Source organism: candidate division WOR-3 bacterium (assembly GCA_011052815.1).
Taxonomy (GTDB): Bacteria; Hydrothermota; Tepidihabitantia; order SM23-42; family SM23-42; genus DRIG01.
Window position 1 is genome coordinate 1 of the sequence record DRIG01000083.1, and the last position, 19748, is coordinate 19748.

At 44.6% G+C, this 19748-nt stretch carries 14 protein-coding genes and 1 tRNA gene; 12 read left to right on the plus strand and 3 right to left on the minus strand.

Annotated elements, in window-relative coordinates:
- From ENI34_07530 to ENI34_07560, 7 genes are all read left to right on the plus strand, one after another.
- Positions 1–348: dTDP-4-dehydrorhamnose 3,5-epimerase (locus ENI34_07530; protein ID HEC78974.1), on the plus strand; the 348-nt coding region annotated here is incomplete at its 5' end.
- Positions 349–362: 14 nt separating this feature from the next.
- On the plus strand, positions 363–1385 hold the full coding sequence (gene rfbB, locus ENI34_07535) for a dTDP-glucose 4,6-dehydratase (GenBank protein HEC78975.1): 1023 nt from the start codon (positions 363–365) through the stop codon (positions 1383–1385).
- Positions 1386–1432: 47 nt separating this feature from the next.
- Positions 1433–1505, plus strand: a tRNA-Lys gene (locus tag ENI34_07540).
- 8 nt (positions 1506–1513) lie between these two features.
- Complete coding sequence (locus ENI34_07545) at positions 1514–2968, plus strand: hypothetical protein (protein HEC78976.1); 1455 nt, start codon at positions 1514–1516, stop codon at positions 2966–2968.
- On the plus strand, positions 2962–3417 hold the full coding sequence (locus ENI34_07550) for a hypothetical protein (protein HEC78977.1): 456 nt from the start codon (positions 2962–2964) through the stop codon (positions 3415–3417). The genes ENI34_07545 and ENI34_07550 overlap by 7 nt, the downstream gene beginning before the upstream one ends.
- Positions 3418–3484: 67 nt before the next feature.
- Positions 3485–6712 (plus strand): isoleucine--tRNA ligase, encoded by a 3228-nt coding sequence (locus ENI34_07555; protein HEC78978.1) that lies wholly within the window; start codon positions 3485–3487, stop codon positions 6710–6712.
- A 66-nt stretch (positions 6713–6778) separates the two neighbouring features.
- The gene (locus ENI34_07560; GenBank protein ID HEC78979.1) at positions 6779–10378 is read left to right on the plus strand and encodes a tetratricopeptide repeat protein; all 3600 of its coding nucleotides are present in this window, start codon (positions 6779–6781) and stop codon (positions 10376–10378) included.
- 11 nt (positions 10379–10389) lie between these two features.
- On the opposite strand, the gene ENI34_07565 is transcribed toward ENI34_07560, so the two are convergent.
- Positions 10390–11481 carry a hypothetical protein gene (locus ENI34_07565; GenBank protein HEC78980.1) on the minus strand — a complete coding sequence of 364 codons (1092 nt, stop codon included), beginning with the start codon at positions 11479–11481 and terminating at the stop codon, positions 10390–10392.
- Between the two features lie 89 nt (positions 11482–11570).
- On the opposite strand from ENI34_07565, the gene ENI34_07570 reads away from it, so the two are divergent.
- The 5 genes from ENI34_07570 to chrA all read left to right on the plus strand — a co-directional run bounded on the left by ENI34_07570 (position 11571) and on the right by chrA (position 16526).
- Positions 11571–12728, plus strand: coding sequence for a M48 family peptidase (locus ENI34_07570; GenBank protein HEC78981.1), 1158 nt, complete (start codon positions 11571–11573; stop codon positions 12726–12728).
- Between the two features lie 51 nt (positions 12729–12779).
- Positions 12780–14069 (plus strand): hypothetical protein, encoded by a 1290-nt coding sequence (locus ENI34_07575; protein HEC78982.1) that lies wholly within the window; start codon positions 12780–12782, stop codon positions 14067–14069.
- A gap of 256 nt (positions 14070–14325) precedes the next feature.
- Entirely contained in the window at positions 14326–14589 is a 264-nt protein-coding gene (locus ENI34_07580; protein ID HEC78983.1) for a hypothetical protein, read from the plus strand.
- A gap of 52 nt (positions 14590–14641) precedes the next feature.
- Positions 14642–15436, plus strand: coding sequence for an ATP-dependent sacrificial sulfur transferase LarE (gene larE / locus ENI34_07585; protein ID HEC78984.1), 795 nt, complete (start codon positions 14642–14644; stop codon positions 15434–15436).
- Position 15437: 1 nt separating this feature from the next.
- Positions 15438–16526 (plus strand): chromate efflux transporter, encoded by a 1089-nt coding sequence (gene chrA / locus ENI34_07590; GenBank protein ID HEC78985.1) that lies wholly within the window; start codon positions 15438–15440, stop codon positions 16524–16526.
- 1 nt (position 16527) lies between these two features.
- On the opposite strand, the gene ENI34_07595 is transcribed toward chrA, so the two are convergent.
- Both ENI34_07595 and ENI34_07600 read right to left on the minus strand, forming a co-directional pair.
- The gene (locus ENI34_07595; protein HEC78986.1) at positions 16528–17844 is read right to left on the minus strand and encodes a HAMP domain-containing protein; all 1317 of its coding nucleotides are present in this window, start codon (positions 17842–17844) and stop codon (positions 16528–16530) included.
- A 40-nt stretch (positions 17845–17884) separates the two neighbouring features.
- Complete coding sequence (locus tag ENI34_07600; protein ID HEC78987.1) at positions 17885–19735, minus strand: tetratricopeptide repeat protein; 1851 nt, start codon at positions 19733–19735, stop codon at positions 17885–17887.
- Positions 19736–19748 lie beyond the last annotated feature (13 nt).

Sequence of the window (19748 nt, forward strand, 5' to 3'; positions counted from 1 at the left end):
GTGTACATCACCACTGCTTATCCCGGGGTTGTAAAAGCCTGGCATTATCATAAATTACAGGACGACAATATGACCGTCATCAAAGGGATGGCGAAGATCGTTCTCTATGACGACCGGGCGGACAGTCCGACCAAAAACGTAATAAACGAGTTTTTCGTCGGTGAACACAATCCTGTTCTCATCCATATCCCCAGCCTTATCTGGCACGGATTCAAGTGTATCAGTCAGGGAGAAGCAATGATTGTCAATATCGTCACAGAATGCTACAATTATAAGACTCCTGATGAATACCGTAAACCGCCTCACAATTCCGACATTCCTTATGATTGGACGCGTAAAGACGGTTGATTTAATATAGAAAGATGAAGCTGCTGATTACAGGTGGCTGTGGTTTTATCGGCTCCAATTTTATAAGGTATATCATAAAAAAACACCCGACCTATAAAATCATCAATGTCGACAAGCTCACTTATGCCGGGAATCTTGAAAACCTCAAGGGGCTTGAAAAGAAGAAAAACTATCATTTTATAAAAGCGGATATATGCAATACTCTGTTGATGCGCAGAATTTTTAAAAAATTCAAACCTGACGGAGTAATCAATTTCGCCGCTGAAACACACGTCGACCGCAGTATCACGACTCCCTCGGTCTTTATCAAGACGAATGTCGTAGGCGTAGGTGTTCTGCTGAATCTTTCGCTTGAGTACAACATAAAGAAGTTTATGCAAATTTCAACGGACGAGGTCTATGGTTCAATAAATCGGGGAAACTGTCATGAAAAGAGCCCTCTGAATCCTTCCAGTCCTTATGCCGCAAGTAAGGCGGCTGCAGACGGACTGGTTATGGCGTATCACACCACCTATAACCTGCCGGTGTTGATCACCCGTTCGTCGAACAATTACGGACCTTTCCAGTTTCCGGAAAAACTGATTCCCCTTGTCATCCTGAATACTCTGGGTGATAAAAAGATACCGGTATACGGCGATGGTTTGAATATCCGGGACTGGATTTATGTCGAAGACAACTGCGCCGCCCTTGATCTGGTCTTTCATAAAGGCGGGATCGGTGAAATCTATAATATCGGCGGGGGTAATGAAAAAACAAATATATCTGTAATAAAAAAAATCTTGAAGCTGCTGCATAAAGATTATTCTCTGATCACCTATGTCAAAGACCGACCGGGTCATGACAGAAGATATGCCCTGTCAATCAGAAAGATAAAAAAAGAACTCGGCTGGCGTCCTCAAACAAACTTTGATACCGGCATAAAAAAGACGATCCAGTGGTACAGGAAAAATTCCGAATGGCTGCAAAACACCCAGTCCGGTGCATATCGCAGATTTTATAAAAAATATTATTCAAAACTCGGTTTGAATCAATTTTGACCCCACGAATCATTGACATCTTAGACTTTGTATATATAATAGACTAAGGGTCGTTAGCTCAGTCGGCAGAGCATCGGATTTTTAATCCGGTGGCCGCAGGTTCGAATCCTGCACGACCCATTTCTGAAATGATAACATTTCTTTTAACTGCATTTTTGTTCACTCATTCACAAAATATCACTCTATATTTCTTCTATTCACCGGACTGCGGACACTGTATGGATTTATTGCTCGATGACATTCCGAAACTGCAGAGGAAATACCGTTTTATATTGAAAAAATACGATATCAACTATCCTGAAAATTATAAATTGCTCGAAAAGATGGAAGAGAAGGTCAGTGAAATCGGCGAGGATTTACCCATCATCTTCATCGGTGACTCGGTCTTTTACGGACCGGGTCGGGTGCGCGGCGCTTTAGAAAGCACCTTAAAGATATTAACGGCGAGCAGCAGCTCTTCGCTTCCCGACACCTCAGAATATTCACAGGATACAACGATCCCTCCTCTGAGGTCGGATTCCGCGGAAATCCATCTCTACTATTTCTACCAACCACGGTGCAGGGAATGCAATCGTACTGCAAGTCTGCTGAACGCCCTGAAAAAATATCACCAAAACCTTATTATTTACGAATACAACCTTTTCGACCCACCGAGCAAAATCCTCCTTGAGGCGCTGGCAAGGAGAAACAGGATCCCCGATGAAAAGAGGCTCATAGTTCCCAGTGTGGTCATCGGCGATGATTATTTAATAAAAGAAGAAATCACCATGAAAAAGCTTGATTCCCTGATCACCCGCTACAAAAGGGGCGGTCCTGAAATGGATTCGCTGATCTTTTCCGACGCCGAGAAAAGTATCCTCGAACGATTTTCTCACTTCTCCATCATCGGTATTCTTGTCGCCGGCCTCCTCGATGGGGTCAATCCCTGTGCCTTCGCGACCATGATCTTTTTCGTCAGCTATCTTCTCTTTATCGGCAGGCGCCGTCGTGACGTGATTCTGATGGCGGTGTTCTTTATCTTGGGAGTATTCATAAGTTATTTGGCAATCGGCTTCGGCGCCTTCAATATTCTGAAATACGTTACGAAGATCGAATTTATCGGACGGATAATCTTCCTGGGGTTCGGAATCATCGCCCTGATACTCGGTGTTTTAAGTTTTCGTGATTACGTAATGGCGAAACGCGGAGCATTACATAAAATGATTCTCCAGCTGCCGCTCGGCATCAAACAGCGCATCCACAAAGACATCAAAGCCCGAACCGCAACCAGCGGGATTATAATCGGTTCACTCATCACCGGACTCTTCATCTCTCTGCTGGAATTCGGCTGTACGGGCCAGGTCTATCTGCCGACGATAACCTTTATGATAACCAAAGCAGGCGCAGTGGCACGACCTGTAATGGCGCTCATTCTCTATAATCTGATGTTTATTCTTCCCCTCGTTGTCATTGCTCTCTTCGCGACCCTTTTTTCAAACCGACGAATCGCCCAAACACTGAAAAAAAACATCCCGCTGATAAAATTCCTGACCGCCCTTCTTTTCTTCGGACTCGGCATTTTGTTGATTGTTTCAGCATGGTAAAACGTATCATCACGGCGCTCATCGGTTTACTGCTCTTGATCATCATTATCAGAACGCTGCTTTCTTCTGAAAAACGCCGTTTCAAAAAAGACATCATGGAATTGAAAGGAGCGGTTGAACAAGAAAGATACGACACCGCCCTCAAGTATATCGATCAATCATATAACGATGAAAACGGACTCACATACGAGGAGATCGTCAATAAAATCGACCGGCTCTTCAGTTCTTTCGATTCGATAAAGGTCATTATCAGCGGGCTGAAATTGTCGATCGATTCTATAGGGCAAGACAAAACCTTTTACGCGAGCTGCAGTTTGGGACTCAAGGTCTTCGCCAGATATCGGGAAGATAAAATACTTCTTTTCGGCGGTATAATAAAACCGGCTTCGGTTCGCGCCTGGTTCAAAAAAGTCCACACCTGTTATAAACTGTATAACGCGCAATACTGACTTCTCAACAACCCCTACATCCACTTCATTTTCTTGACATTAAAAAAAATAGCAGTATAATACTGTCATGTTTTTCAAAGAAGTGGCTAAAGAACTTAATTTTCCTGAACTGGAACACAAAATCCTTTCTTTCTGGGAAAGGAATAAGATCGTCGATAAATATTTAGTTAAAAACAAGAACAAAGGCAGAAAAAAGTGGTCGTTTCAGGACGGCCCGATAACCGCAAACAACCCGATGGGTGTGCACCATGCCTGGGGCAGAACTTACAAAGATGTCTTTCAACGGTATAAAACGATGAAAGGCTTTGAACAACGCTATCAAAACGGATTCGACTGCCAGGGGCTCTGGGTCGAAGTCGAGGTTGAACGCGAACTCGGGTTCCGCTCCAAAAAAGATATTGAAAAATACGGCATTGACAAATTTGTTCAAAAGTGTAAAGAGCGTGTCCACAAGTACTCGATGGTCCAGACAGAATCATCCATCCGTATCGGAATGTGGATGGATTGGGGTGAATGGAAGACCTCGATGGACGACAAGGACTGGCTCAAGAAGAGCCATTCGTATTATACTATGAGCGAGGTCAACAACTACACGATATGGCATTTTTTGAAAAGATGCCATGAGCGCGGTTTCATCTATGAAGGGGTGGACGTTATGCCCTGGTGTGCACGCTGCGGTACGGCAATCAGTGATATGGAGATCGCCACAGAGGGTTATCAAGAACTCACCCATAAAGCAGTGATCGTCCGTTTTAAACTGCTTGATAAAAAGAATGAATATCTTCTGGTCTGGACTACGACTCCCTGGACATTGACTTCAAACACCGGCGTAGCTGTCCATCCTGACCTGCCCTATGTCAAAGTAAAAAACAACGGAGTATTTTATTACCTGGCGAAATCACTACTCAAGGTATTGAAAGGAAAGTATGAAATAATCGAAGAGTTCCCCGGCAAAAAACTCCTGGGACTCACCTATGAAGGACCTTTTGATTATTTACCGGTTCAGAAGAATGTCGTCCATAAAGTAATCCCCTGGGAAGAAATCAGTGAATCTGAGGGAACCGGTCTGGTGCATATTGCGCCGGGCTGCGGTAAAGAAGATTTTGCCCTGGGAAAGGAATTCGGTCTGAAAACGATCGCACCATTGGACGAGTTGGGGATATACATCGACGGTTTTGACTGGCTCTCTGGCAAGGATGTAAAAGACGTCGCCCCACCCATCATCGAAGATCTGAAAAAACGTGGGATATTGTATGACGCTGCAGACTATACACACCGTTATCCTGTATGCTGGCGATGCGGCAGTGAGCTGATCTTCAGGCTGGTCGACGAATGGTTCATCTCCATGGATACCCTTCGCTATGAGATTTCCGAAGTGACGAAAAAAGTCGAACGTTGGATCCCTTCCTTCGGTCTCGCCCGTGAGCTCGATTGGCTTAAGAACATGAGTGACTGGTGTATATCCAAAAAGAGATACTGGGGCCTTGCCCTGCCGATATGGAAATGCAAGTGCGGTAATTTTATGATCATCGGTTCCCGGGATGAATTAAAAGAGAAAGCAGTCGAAGGATGGCGGGAATTTGAAGGCCATTCACCGCATCGCCCCTGGATCGACAAGATAAAGATAAAATGCGACAAATGCGGAGCACTGGTGTCACGCATCCCTGATGTGGGAAACCCCTGGCTTGATGCAGGAATCGTCCCTTATTCGACAATCCGTCCACCTGATGATATGCACAATCTCTCAAACGGCTATCCTTTCAACAAAGACTACTGGAAGGAATGGTTTCCTGCGGACTTCATCACTGAATGCTTTCCCGGACAGTTCAGAAACTGGTTCTATGCGATATTGACGATGAGCACGGTACTGGAAAACAAACCGCCCTTTAAAGTACTTCTCGGCTATGCCTCCCTGCGTGACGAACACGGCGAAGAGATGCACAAAAGCAAAGGCAATGCAATCTGGTCTGATGAAGCCGCGGAAAAGGTCGGTGCCGATGTAATGCGGTGGATGTTCGCCAAACATAACCCTGTTCAGAATCTGAATTTCGGCTACGGGCCGGCGAAAGAGATTAAAAGAACTCTATTGACGTTGTGGAATGTATACTCCTTCTTCGTCACCTATGCGAACATCGATAATTTCAATCCTCTTAATAAAAAGATCAATGAAAAGGCATTAACAAAGCTCGACCGCTGGATTCTCTCACGTCTCAACTCGCTTATTCTGGATGTCGACAAGTTATATGAAAATTACGAGCTTATGACCATTGTAAAACTCGCCGAGAAATTCTTCGACGACCTTTCAAACTGGTACGTCCGACGGAGTCGAAGAAGATTCTGGAAATCGGAAAATGATGCAGATAAAGAAACCGCTTATCTGGTTCTTTATGAATGTCTGGTCAAACTTCTTAAAATAATCTCACCCATTATGCCATTCTGGACCGAAGAGATGTATCAGAATCTGGTAAGGAACGTGGACAAAGACGCACCACCGAGCATTCATCTCTGTGACTTTCCCGAGGTGGAAAACGAAAAAATCGATGAAAAGTTGGAAAACGAAATATCCCTGACCAGAACGATCGTATCTCTGGGGCGTGCTGCACGCAATAAAGTCAATATAAAAATCCGACAACCGCTCGCGGAAATGTTTATTATGGTGCCGGAAACAAATCCGCAGTTGTCTGAAGCCGATCGAAAAACCATACTGGATGAATTGAATATCAAATCGATAAAGGCGGTGGGGCCTGACGCCCTCGATACCGTATACATATTTACGGCGACGCCGGTCTTTGAAAAACTCGGTCCGAAGTTCGGTAAACTGGCGAATAGAGTGGGAGACTGGATTAAATCATTGTCGAACGAGAAGGTGGAAGAGTTGATAAAATCCGGTTCGTTAAAACAGGACTTTGACGGCAGAACGATTGAAATCACCAAAGAAGACGTTCAAATCCGGAAAAAAGAAGCTCCTGAAGTCAGTGTCATGATTGAGGGGGAATACGGCGTCGGTTTAAAGACGGTTCTGACAAAAGAACTGGAGAATGAAGGTATGGTCAGGGAATTAATCCATAAAATCCAGTTGCTGCGTAAAGAAGCGGATTTCAATCTCGTTGACCGTATCAAGATATTCTATCAAACCGAACCCCGACTTAAAGAAGCGATTGTAGAAAACCTTGATTATCTCAAGAATGAAACCCTCGCCACCGAAGTCACCGAAGGTACAAAAACCGGTGAAATAAACAAGACCGTTGATATCAACGGCATAAAAGCAAAGATAAATCTTCGAAGAGACAGATAAAACCCCGCTGATATTCCCACCTTTTCATTCCCCTTGATTTTAGTCTGATTTTGAATATCATTCTTTATGAAATGTCCAGGGTGCGGTGCGGACAATCCACCAAAGAATAAATTCTGCGGAGAATGCGGCGCCCGACTCCGAAAAAGTTCTGAAACGGAACGCATCGATCTGGTCAGGAAGGATATCCCGGAATCGCTCGTCAAAAAAATAATCCTTACAAAAGACACCATTGAAAAAGAACGCAAGGACGTAACGGTCGTCTTTGCGGACATCTCGGGTTTCACCTCGATGTCTGAAAAGTTAGACCCGGAAGAATTGACGCTGTTGATGAACGAATGTTTTCGTAAACTCGGTGCCATGGTCTATCGATACGAAGGGATCATCGATAAATTCATCGGCGACTGTATTATGGCGATATTCGGCGCACCCATCACCCACGAAGACGACCCTGAACGTGCGATTCTCGCGTGTTTGGATATGCAGAGCGCCCTGGATGAAATCAACAAGAATCTGGATCCTTCTTTAAAGAAACTCACAATCCATTCAGGAATAAACACCGGCGAGGTCATTGCAGGAAAGATCGGTTCAGACCTGCAGATGGAGTATACGGTTATGGGCGACACCGTCAACGTGGCCCAGCGCTTAAAGGATATCGCTCCTTCCGGCAGTATTCTCACGGGTCCGGAAACCTATAACCGCTCCCGGCATGCATTCGACTTTATGGCAATGGAACCGGTCCAGCTCAAAGGTAAAGCGGATAAGGTCCAGCCTTATGAGGTCATCGGCAGAAAATGGGGCTCTGAATACGGACACGGCGCAATCCATTCTGATTTAATCGGTCGGGATAAAGAACTTGAAGCATTGAAAAAAGGATACGCCGACCTACTGAAAGGTAAATCTTCAATATATGTGATAAAGGGAGAGATCGGCGTCGGCAAATCACGCCTTTTATATGAATTTAAAAAATTCCTGACGATAACCGCCCCAGATATCGCCTTGCTTGACAGCCGGGGGGTATCCTATGAAAGTTCAATCCCTCTGAAATCTTTTGCCGACAGCCTGGTACACTATCTAAACAGCCAGGAGACATCGCCGATTCAGATAACTGAAGCTTCGATAAAAAAGCAGCTTTCTGATTTACTCAAGGATGAAGCTTCGGAGACGCTTCCTTATCTCTATAAGATGATGAATATACCGCTAAACGAGCAGGAAAAAGAGAAAATTCTCTATCTGGACAGCCATTCCCTCCAACTACAGATCTTTCTGGCGATGACAACGGTTCTGGAAAAAATAAGTGAAGAAAAACCCGTGGTGTTCATCATCGACGACATTCAGTGGCTTGACTCGATATCCGTCGAGCTGATAAATTTCTTACTTCCTATGGTGAAGAGCAAAAAGGTTTCCTTTTTCCTGAGTTACCGTGTTGGACCGATTTCAGTCATTGAAAAACTGCTTCAAACAATAAAAGACGAATACTGTGATTATGTGGTGGATGTGGAACTTTCAAATCTGTCTCCTGATGACAGTTCCCGCCTCATAGACAACCTCATCGGTGGAGAAATATCTGATGCACTCAGAAAGTACGTCATCGTAAAGAGCGGCGGTAACCCGTTCTTCATTGAAGAGATCGTGCGACGGATTATTGAATCAAAGATTCTCACCAAAGGAGAAAAATTCTCCGAACAGATGCTCCAGATCCCCGGTTCAATCGACGCCGCCGTAACATCAAGAATCGACAGCCTTAACAAAGAAGCAAAATATCTTCTGAGGATCGCCGCCATAATCGGCCGCTCTTTTCCCCGTGATCTCCTGGAAGAGGTGGTGAAAGACAAAGAAATCTATCAGCATATCGATGAACTCGAAAAGGCGGAATTTTTGATAAAGATAAATAAAGAGCAGAAAACATTTTACACATTCAGACATGCACTCTTCCAGGAAGTCGCCTATAACAGTCTGCTGAAGAGTGAAAGGACCATCTATCATAAGGTTATTGCAGAGACGATTGAGGAAAAATTCAAGGACAAAATTGAAGGCTATGCTTCCTCACTGGCGCATCACTATTACAACTGCAAAAATACAGAAAAAGCACTCTATTATTCCATCAAGGCGGGCGACGAAGCGGCTGAGCTCTATGCCAATGAAGAGGCCCTTGATTACTACAATAAGGCGCTCTCAATCACCGAAGAGACCGCACAAAAGATCACTCTTCTGGAAAAAATCAGTGAAATCGAAATCCTCATCGGCCGGCTTAAACAGGCCCATGAACATCTTTTAGCCGCCCAGGAGTCTGCGACCGACAAACTCGTCAAGGCACGGATTACAGAAAAGATCAGCAGGGTGCTTGAACAGATCGGAAAGATCGATGAAAGTATCGAACTCCGAAGAGCGGCGATACAGGAAATCAGTGACCAGGACTCACCGGTTCTGATTCAACTCCATTACGACCTCTCAAACGTCCTCCTTGAATCAAAAGGAGAGATGGATGAAGCAATGTGCCTTGTGGATAACGGTCTTACGATCGCACGGCGGATAAAAGATAGAAAACTTGAGGCGGAAGGGTTGCGTGCCAAAGGCCATATTTTGTGGCGCCTCGGGAAGAACGAAGAAGCTTTAAGCCTTTTGAAAACAGCCCGGAGTATTTATGAGGAATATAATGAAATAAAGATTCTGCCTTATCTCTTTCTCCTGACCGCCGCCGGCTATCGGGCACTGGGAAATATCGATACAGCGATTGAATTCGTCAAAAAATCGATCGAGATTGCTGAACGGATCGGAAACAGACGGGTCCTTGCAATGTGCTATAACAATCTCGGCGCTTATTATGCATACCGCGGCAACTTCAAGGCTTCGATAGAAATCACCGAAAAGAACGTCGAGATTCGACAGCAACTCGGTGATAAAAAAGGCGAAGGGATAGGATTGATGAACATCGGTCTGACCCACAAATATCTCGGTCAATTTGATCGGGTTATGGAGTACTATGAAAGAGCAGAGAAACTGTTCGAGGCGATCAACGATCTCAGGTGTAAGGTGACGGTTTACCATCATAAAGCCGGTTTGCTCAGTGTCCTCGGTAAAAACAAAGAGGCGTATGCATACTATAAAAAAGCCATAGAACTCGCTGAGACGACCCAGGATAAAGCGCTTCTCGGTGACAGCCAATATCGACTCGCCGACCATTATATGGACATCAATGATCTGGACAGAGCCGAAGAATTACTCAAAGAAGCAGAAGTCACCATTGAACAAGCAGGAGAAAAGAACCTTCAGGCAGAAATTTTTCTCTCACTCTCATCTCTTTACATCAAAAAGAAGGATAAAAAAGCACTTGACTATGCACAGAAAGGATTCAAGTACGCAGCAGAGACAAAATTAATCAATACTGAAATACGGGGCTTACGGGAGTACGGCAGGGCCCTTGCCCTGATCGGAAATGAGATGACAGAAGGAATAAAACATATCAAACGCGCCATCGCCATCGCAAAAGAGACAAACAGCAAAGAGCAGATCGCTCACAGTATGTTCGCACTCGGTGAGGTCCTCATCGCCGACGAAAAACCGACTCAGGCGCGCGAATATCTTAAAAAGGCGAAAGAGATATACCGTGAGTTGAACACTCCCGTCTGGCTCAAAGAGACTGAAGAGTTACTGAAGAAAACCACGTAATATCCGCATATTTATCTGATCTTAACAATCTTTCTGACCCTGCAATCTTTGGCTTCAAGAAAATAGACACCAGGCTCCAGGTTGTGTGCCGAGACTCTTCTTCCTGTAATGTCATATATCGTGTAGTGTTGATCCAAAGGGAGAAAAAGAGGACCACTGATAATAGTGGCACCTTTATCAATATCTGAAGGAAAGACCACCTCTTTTTCAGTCACTCCTCCGACAGGTTCGTTCAACCACGGTGAGTAATCGACCCACTGACTTACTTCATCGCCTGAACCGGGTCCCACACCACCTGGTCCGTTCGGATCACCCCACCAGTTGTTTTCGGCATCGATCGTAAAATTAGGATCTCCGTTGCGTAGACCATAACCTGTATTATCCTGGATATTACAATAGTTGACCGCCGCATCACCGCCGCCGCAATAGATTCCGTCGCCGATATTATTTATTAAAGTGCAGCTGTCGATCAAAGGAAAACAGCCGTAAGCAATGGAGATACCTGCTCCCGGGTCACCTGTGTTATTGCCGATGTAATCGGCGTGCAATAAGGGTGAAGAATAATCATAACACAAGACCCCACCACCGGTGGCATCACTCTGATTATTAGTAATATGACAGTATCTTATAACCGGTGAAGAGTGATTCACACAGCCGATTCCACCGCCGCCGTAACCGCCGTTTGCTTCGTTGTTTATAATCCTGCAGTATTCAATGATCGGGGAAGAATTATCACAATAAACACCAGCGCCAGTGGTTCCATAGCCGTACTGAATCGTAAATCCACTGATCCGACTGCTTGAATCCACTCCGGTATCCAGGGTGATCACTCTATCCATCTGAGCGCCGTCGATAATCGTGGTGTCGGCGCCCAGCTCACTTACCAATAAAATCCCCTGGGTATTGGGCCAATACAGATTTTCATAGTATTCACCGGGTCCCACGAGCACTGTATCGCCGGTAGCGCAGGAATCCAGACCTTCCTGAATATAGGCGATTGTTGAATCCGGATGAACATACCAGACTTTAGCGTTTAACAGTGTAACCATAAAAAACAGAATAACAAACAAATAAATCTTTTTCATCGTTCCTCCTTTTGTCATGAAAAAATTATAGAGACATAATAAGAAATGTCAAGTTGAAACTGAAGTAACACCGGTTGACATCAAAATAAAACAGAATAAAATAAGCAATGCAAAAAAATAGCATGCATCCATTGATCGATCAGGAAAAACAGAAACTTGCCCGGCGATACAAGAGAGATCGGAGATTGATCAATATTCTCTCTTATGCCGTGGGAGCGCTTTTTTTATTCATTCTGCTCTACTTTCAGCTTTCTGAAAAATTGGTTCATCTATTGCGTGCTTTATTCCCTGTCAGATTTTTTTATTTGTTGGGGTACTTTGCGGTCATCTATACCGTCTACAGTCTATTAACGCTTCCTCTTGCATATCTCAGCGATTATAAAATTGAACATAAATATCACTTCTCCACACAGAATTTCAAAGCATGGTGCAGTGATTGGTTGAAAAGTTTTTTGATAACTTTTATCCTCGGCGCAGTGATCTTTGAAACAATATATTTTATCATACATACGTCACCTCGTTTCTGGTGGTTCTGGCTTTCGCTGGTGATGATTCTTTTCACCGTCATACTCGCCAATATCTTCCCGGTCGTCATACTCCCTCTCTTTTATAAAACATCTCCGCTTGACGACGAGGAACTTGAAGGAAAGATCAAAGAACTCTGCAAAAAGGCGGGGATTCACATAAAGGAAATCTCCAGCATCGATTTAAGCAGCAAATCAACAAAGGCGAATGCCGCGGTCGTCGGTCTGGGAAATACAAAACGGATTCTCCTCGGCGACACCTTGATGAAAAATTTCACGAACCGGGAAATACTTTGCGCCCTTGCCCATGAAATCACCCATTACCGCGAACATCATATATGGTGGCTGATATTCTGGCAGTCGCTCATAACGATGGGGACATTCTATGTCTTTTTCATTATCTCTCCTTATTTTTATATGCTCTGCGGATTTAAGACGGTCTCTGACCCTGCCGGTTTTCCGCTCTTTGTAATAATATTCAGTATGATTTCATTAATCATAAAACCATTGGGGTCATCGATCTCCCGCTATTATGAACGTCGGGCTGATAAAGGGGCGCTTCTATTGACCGAGGATCCTGAAAGCTTTATCAATCTCATGGCGAAGTTCTGCAATCAGCAGCTTGTTATCGCCTATCCCAATCCGATCATTGAGTGGTATAGTTACACCCATCCGTCACCCGGCAGGCGCATTGATTTTACTGAAAAGTGGCAAAAATCCTTGAATTTTTGCTGCAGGTAAATATAATTTGTAATATTTGTTTGCTGCTATAAAACTAAAAAAGGAGGCTTGATGAAAAAATTATCAAAACTGTACGTCGCCCTACTTTCTGTCCTGCTCGTTGTTTTTTGCGGCGGCGGAATAGGCATCCCACAACTTCTGAGCCCCACTGGTGGTGAAGAGGTTGATCTGCCGGTGACCTTAATCTGGTCCTCGGTTGAAAATGCTGAAAGTTACTGTGTTGAGATTGCCACAAATACCGATTTCTCGTCACCCGTTGTAAGCGCTGATGCCAATGACACCAGCTATACCGCAGCAGCACTTGATACCCTTATGTACTACTGGCGGGTTGCGGCAATCGACGAAAACGAGGATACTTCAGATTTTTCCGACCCTGATTCTTTTAAGGTAACCGGTTCTTCATATCCAAGAAACTTGATCACCAGAATTCAGGTTTTGTCAGAGCCATACTCGATCGATATCACGCCGGACGGCTCTGAAATCTGGGTGAATCACTGGGGTCAGACCGATACTTTTGTCTATGTCATCTCCACGGCGACCAATCAGGTAACCCATCAGATTCCGGTCACCAATGTCTGTGATGACGGTGAGTTGAGATTTAGTAATGACGGTCTTTACGCCTATTACTGTGGTGAGTGGGATATGGACAGTTCCGGTCTGATCGAGCTCTCGACCTCAAGTTACAGCCAGGTCAGAATGATTGGCTATCCCTACGGTTCACCAGCGGTTCCGTATGGACCGGATGGTCCGGGTATCGCCCTGACCCAGGCTAATAATTATGTCTATGCCGCACATATGGCTAATGTCGACGACGGTTACATCACTAAGATTGATCTCAACTCCGGTAATCCGGTGGACAGCATCCATATGTCCTGGATCTTTGATGTTGACCTCAATCATAGTGAGACCAAACTCTATGCGGTCGGCGAGGAGGATTCTCTTTACGAACTCGACCCTGCGACGCTTACGGTGACCCAACAGCTCGGGGTCAGTTATGGAGCCCACCGCCTCGTCATCACCAAAGATGACCAATATGCATTCGTCACCGGCGACAGCATCTATGTCGTGGACCTCAACAGCTTCACGGTTGTAGCTAAATTTGATCCGGACATCTTCAGCGAAGGACTGAAACTGACCCCGGATGAAAATTATCTGTTCATCTGTGACGGTGGTTCGAACTACATTGACATTGTTGATGTCTCTGACCCGACCAATCCCCGATTGGTGGAAAAACTTGAATTCCCTGACGCCGGTTCATTCACCGAGCTTGTTTTCAATGCCGACGGTTCACGCGCCTATGTAGTGGAAGCGAACGGTTATGTTTATGTCCTGGGTAAATAGACATATTGAATGTTTCGATAACTAACAATATAATCGGCTGATTTAACAAAACCTCCCTGGTTCCTGAAAGTCGCTTTTGCTTTCATCGATCCAGGGAGGTCTCTTTTTTCGAATCATCTTTAAACCAACGGCGGTCTCTTCCAAGACCAACAGGCGACTCTTGACATTTCCCATCCTCTGGTTATAATAGTGTGTTAAAATTTATCAGAACACTATATAAAGCGAGAAGCCTCGAATCTTTCAAGAAGGAGGTATAATGAAAGAGGTTCATATTTTCGGCAAACCCACCTGTCCGGTCTGCAAGGATGCACACAAAAAGATTAAATATTTCAAAAAGAAAAAAAACTTTAACGCCGAAATAAAATATTTTGACATGGAAACTGTTGAAGGTCTGGCAGAAGGGGCGTTTAATGAGGTAAGTGAAATTCCAACGGTTATTATCTTTGATGATAAAAAAGAAGTTGTTCGTTGGGAGAAGAAGCCGCCGGTCAGTAAAGAGTTCCTGCCGTATTTGAAATAGCGAAAATCGGCGAGTTTCATATCTTCAGCCGCAAGCCCTGAAGCGTCATAGATTGAATAGGTTGCTTTATAACAAACTGCAGCGTCTTAAAAAGAAGCTGAAAGAACACCGTGGAGTGGTGGTTGCATTTTCAGGCGGGGTTGACTCCAGCCTTCTTCTGAAGGTCGCGAAAGAAGTGCTGGGTGAAAGTGTAATCGCGGTGACCGCGCGTTCAGAAACCTATCCCTCAGCAGAGTTTGCCCAGGCGAAAAAGATTGCAAAGATGTTGAAATGCAAACATCTTTCCATCCGAACCGCAGAACTGAAAAACAAGAAATTCATAAACAACTCCGTGCACAGATGTTATCATTGTAAACTCGAACTCTTCAAACAGCTCAAAAAAATAGCCTCCAGATATGGTTATGACGTGATTGAAGCGAGCAATCGATCCGATTTAAAAGACTTCCGTCCCGGTTTGAAAGCAACGAAGAGATTGAATATAAAATCACCCCTGATAGAAGTGGAATTGAAAAAAGAAGAAATCCGCAGCCTGGCTAAGAAATTCAATCTTCCCAACTGGAACAAACCATCCATGGCATGTCTTGCTTCAAGAATCCCTTTTGGAACGAAAATCAGCAGGGAAGCTCTGAAGCGGATTGAATCCGCCGAGTCATTCCTGAAAAAATACGGATTCATCCAGATAAGGGTGCGCGACCATTTTCCGATAGCCCGTATCGAGATGCATAAATCAGATTTCAAAAAAATTCTTGCCCACCACGATAAAATCACCAGATATTTCAAAAAACTGGGGTACAAATACGTCACCCTTGATCTGGAAGGATATAGAAGCGGCAGCCTCAATCCCTGAGATGAAAAGTCTGAAGGAATTGACAAAATCTCTTTTCAAGGTGGGGTTGTTCGGGTTCGGCGGCGGTGTCGGAATGCTCGCGCTTCTTCGGGCGGAATGTGTAAAGAAAAAACAATTCATATCCGACCACGACCTCGGCACTGCGGTGGCGATGGGACAAATGCTTCCCGGTCCTTTTGTCACAAATTATTGTGAATACATCGGATACCATCTCTTCGGCGTGAAAGGAGCTGCTGTTGCAGCCCTAACATTAATCTTACCTTCTTTTATCCTGATGTCGGTACTCACGTGGTTCTATCTCACCTATCAATCTCTGCCCGGGGTGAATCAAATCTTTAAAGGAATCGGTGCGGTAATGACGTCCATAATACTCTGGGCGTCCTATGATATGGGTAGAGTTTTGATTAAAGACATCAAGGGTTTTATCGTCTTCATCTTCGCCCTCGCCCTGTTTTTCCTCAAGTTCGACCCGATCCTGAGTGTCCTGGTATGCGGAATATTAAAATTACTTCTCGACCACATCCGGTCAGGCCGCCTTTTCCTCCTCGCCGTTCCTCTGATGGTCTTTGATGGGAAAAAAGCCCTGGAATTATCCGGCGTGTTTTTAAAGATCGGTGCGATAATCTTCGGCGGTGGATACGGAGCAATCCCTTTTATCAAAAACGAAGTTTGTAATATCAGACCGTGGCTCACTCCCAGGGAGTTCCTTGACGGCGTCGCCCTCGGTCAGATGACACCCGGGCCCATCGCCATTACCGCGACGTTCGTCGGATTCAAAGTCATGGGTATTCTCGGAGCTGTCATCGCTACAATAAGTATATTTCTTCCCTCTTTTTTGATGCTCCTGATTCTGGTCAAAATTTACAAAAAAATTTCTCACAACAAATATGTGATCTCTTTTTTCAGTGGAATAAAAGCCGCGGTTGTCGGAATTCTGCTGTCCACAGGAATTTTTTTCATCACCCTGAACTGGCTGGATATTCCTTATGCTGTCTTCGGCGTCATCGCCCTCTTTGTTCTGTTCTTTAAAAAGATTGAACCGATTTTTTTGCTTGCCGCCGGCATTGTATTCAGTCTTGTCGTCGGCTGAGTTAATACAACACCCGGTATATTTTAATCGGTTCGGCTTTGCCTTTGACCTTGATGAGCATCGGTTCAGAAAACTTGTAAGGAACCGACGCTTCCTGAAAGGCGTGTTCTGAAATTATGATCTCACCGCCTCCTGCGACACCTTGAAGCCGCGAGGCGAGATTGACTGAATCACCGATTACAGTGTAATCTAACCTTTCTTTTGTCCCGATATTACCGACAACGACTTCGCCGGTATGGACTCCTATACCGACCTTTATCAAATCCTTGTTCTGTTTTGCCCGCTCTTCATTCATCAAATTAATGGATTTCTGAACATCAACCGCCGCATGAATCGCCAGGTCCGTGTCATTCTTATGGACGATCGGTGCACCGAAAACCGCCATCAGGCCGTCACCGAGAAATTTATCAATCGTTCCTTCATATCGGAAGATACTGTTGGTCATACTCGTAAGGACGTCGTTCAGAAGCGAAACGACCTCTTCTGCAGGAAGACGCTCGGCAAGCGGAGTAAAACCCCGAATATCAGCGAAGAAGATCGTTACTTTCCGTCGGGTTCCTTTTAACGTTTCAATGTATTTGGCGGGGTTTTTGAAAATCTCTTCGGCGACCTGGTGCGATACATATCGACGAAAGGCGTCTTTTATCTGTTCTTTTTCTTTCAAACTCTTCGTCATCTCATTAAAGGCTTCGGTCAAATCTCCGATTTCGTCATTGGACTTCTTTTCAATCCGCTGGTCAAAATCGCCTTTGGCGATTGATTTCACCCCCTTCACTAAATCCTGAATAGGATTTGTAAGGTAATTCGATAAAAGCATCGCTCCGAGAATACCGATCAACAGACCGGAGACGGAAATGAGGATAAGAACGACCTGCATCGCATAGGTGGTGTTTTCAATCCGTTCGGTTTCAAGGCCGACACTGACCTTGCCGATCTCTTTCTTCCCGGCTAAGAGAATGGGTAATGTAACATTATATAAATAAGGCGGTGGTTTAAATTCTTCAGCCGTTTTACCCACCAGTTCGATTTTATTGTGTGCCCGGATAATATTGTCGTTATCAACGATGTATGCATAACCGACCCCTTCATTCTTGACCGCATCGGTCACCAATCGTGCAAGATAAAGGTCGTCGTTTGTTATCAAGGGATCTTCGGCGTTCAGGGTAATGACATTTGCAAGAATCTCACCCTGAAGTTTTATCTCCTGAATCAATGAATTTCTCACCCGGTTCAGGGTAAACCAGAAGATTACACCGGTTATAATCAAGATTAAAAGAAATATCAAAAGACTGAATTTTATACGGATCGGAATTCGCATCTTTAACGCGGGTGATTTCCTGAGGCGGGGAGTTTAAAAATCATCTGTTTAATTCCCGGAGTTTCAACTGCGCCCGTTTGAGATTTTTTTCGGCATTGGGATAAGCCGGATCAATCTCAAGCACCTTTTGCCAGTATTCTATGGCAAGGGCGAAATCGTTCTTGGTGTAAGCACCTATGCCGAGCAGATAATAACGCTCCGCCTCTTCTTTCTTGCCGATAGAGAGTTCTTTCCTTATTTTATCGAGATAGAGCAGTGCCTGGGCGTTTTTTGCATCATACTCCAGGACCTTCTGAAATTCCTTTTCTGCTTTTGAGTAGTCCTTTGCGTTATAAAGATTTCGCCCTTTTGTCAAATGGCTGTTGATTTTATCGGTGATCTTCTGATCGACAAAGATCTTCTGTTTCGTCAAATTCTCCTGCTTCGGATATTTCTGCAACATCTTTTCGACAAGACGCCGGGCCCTTTTCAATTCCCCTCGCGAAAGGTAGATGTTGATCTTTTTCAACGCATCTTTTATCTCCTTGACCATCTTCTGGTTTGCATCTTCAATATATTTCTTGATGGTGCTGTTCTGCGGCTCGATCTTCAGAACTTCAGTCCAGAATTTAACTGCGTCTAAATAGTCTCCTTTCTTATATGCAAGCAATCCCTGATCGGTCTTTTCTTTTATCTGAGAAGAGATACCCTCCTTGATTCTGCGTTCTGCCTCAGACTTCAAAGAATCCGCCTCTTTCTGTCCCGGTGCCAGATCAAGGACCTTCTCAAAATAGAATATCGCATCCAGATAATTCCCCTGATTGAACTCAGCCCTGCCGTCGTCGAGAAAGAACTTTATATTTCTCGCTTTCAATTCCCTCTGAAGTCTGTTCGTCCAGTCGATTGCCTCCTGGTTGTCAGGTTGCCATATAAGCGCCAGGTCCCAGGCGGTCAACGCTTCATCATACTTTCCCTGGTTGTAATAATCAATCCCCTGTTGAAGATACGTCTCACTCGTGAGCCGTTCTTTGACAAATCTTTGCTCAGCCGGTTTTGAAGGAACAATATGATATGAGAGAGTGAATAGATGCGTCAACCCGAATATACCGCGGGAAACCGCTGCATATTCAATCAATAAGTTCCCCACCGTAATGCCGAAACCACCGGATATTTTTTTGAAAAAATTACTGGTGAAGACTTCATTGTTGCAGCCGAGGCGCAAAGTAAATTGTGACAACGGCGAAAACTCAATACCGTATGAGTAGGTGAAATCATCTTTCAACGGCTTAATGAAATCAAAAACCAGGTTTACTTTTTCCATCGGTTTAAGACAAAGACCGGTTCTGATTGAAACAGGAAGAGCGGTATTCAATGTCTTGAGACCGACATTCAAAAAAGAAAGTCCGAGATTGAACCGTCCGCTGTAATATATCACCCCGCTGTTCAAAAACAGACTATATCCTGAGGAAGATTCTATCTTGGCGGCGATACCGTTCAGTCCCAAGCCGACTCCCAAATTTCCGAATCTCCGTGCATAGTCGATTGAAGGAGTCAAAAAATAGGCGTTGTAATAACTGTAATTCCAGGGATCTTCTTCACTGCGGCGTTCAATCCTGTCGGTGTATAAACCTTTCAGTGCAAAACCTACGGCACTTTCTTTCCCCACCGGCAAAGCTCCGGTCATTCCTCCCAGGGTTGTATTCATAAACCAACGTCCGTAAAAACTCGAAAAGTACGGTGAACCGATTTTACAGATTCCCGCCGGATTATAAAAGACGCCGAAAGGGTCATCGGCAAGTGCGGTATAGGCATCACCGACCGCGGTCGAACGACTGCCCGCCCCGATTCTTAAAAATTCAAAACCGCCTGATGATTGAGAAAAGATGATTACGGACAGAAGTATCGCCATCATAGCTTTTCCCCGA

Excerpts from the sequence above, each read along its gene's own strand:
- ENI34_07600 (HEC78987.1), bottom strand. The coding sequence starts at position 19,735 with ATGATGGCGATACTTCTGTCCGTAATCATCTTTTCTCAATCATCAGGC.
- chrA (HEC78985.1), top strand. The coding sequence starts at position 15,438 with ATGAAAAGTCTGAAGGAATTGACAAAATCTCTTTTCAAGGTGGGGTTG.
- ENI34_07545 (HEC78976.1), top strand. The coding sequence starts at position 1,514 with ATGATAACATTTCTTTTAACTGCATTTTTGTTCACTCATTCACAAAAT.
- ENI34_07575 (HEC78982.1), top strand. The coding sequence starts at position 12,780 with ATGAAAAAATTATCAAAACTGTACGTCGCCCTACTTTCTGTCCTGCTC.
- ENI34_07560 (HEC78979.1), top strand. The coding sequence starts at position 6,779 with ATGAAATGTCCAGGGTGCGGTGCGGACAATCCACCAAAGAATAAATTC.
- ENI34_07565 (HEC78980.1), bottom strand. The coding sequence starts at position 11,481 with ATGACAAAAGGAGGAACGATGAAAAAGATTTATTTGTTTGTTATTCTG.
- ENI34_07570 (HEC78981.1), top strand. The coding sequence starts at position 11,571 with ATGCAAAAAAATAGCATGCATCCATTGATCGATCAGGAAAAACAGAAA.
- ENI34_07595 (HEC78986.1), bottom strand. The coding sequence starts at position 17,844 with ATGCGAATTCCGATCCGTATAAAATTCAGTCTTTTGATATTTCTTTTA.
- rfbB (HEC78975.1), top strand. The coding sequence starts at position 363 with ATGAAGCTGCTGATTACAGGTGGCTGTGGTTTTATCGGCTCCAATTTT.
- ENI34_07580 (HEC78983.1), top strand. The coding sequence starts at position 14,326 with ATGAAAGAGGTTCATATTTTCGGCAAACCCACCTGTCCGGTCTGCAAG.
- ENI34_07555 (HEC78978.1), top strand. The coding sequence starts at position 3,485 with ATGTTTTTCAAAGAAGTGGCTAAAGAACTTAATTTTCCTGAACTGGAA.
- ENI34_07550 (HEC78977.1), top strand. The coding sequence starts at position 2,962 with ATGGTAAAACGTATCATCACGGCGCTCATCGGTTTACTGCTCTTGATC.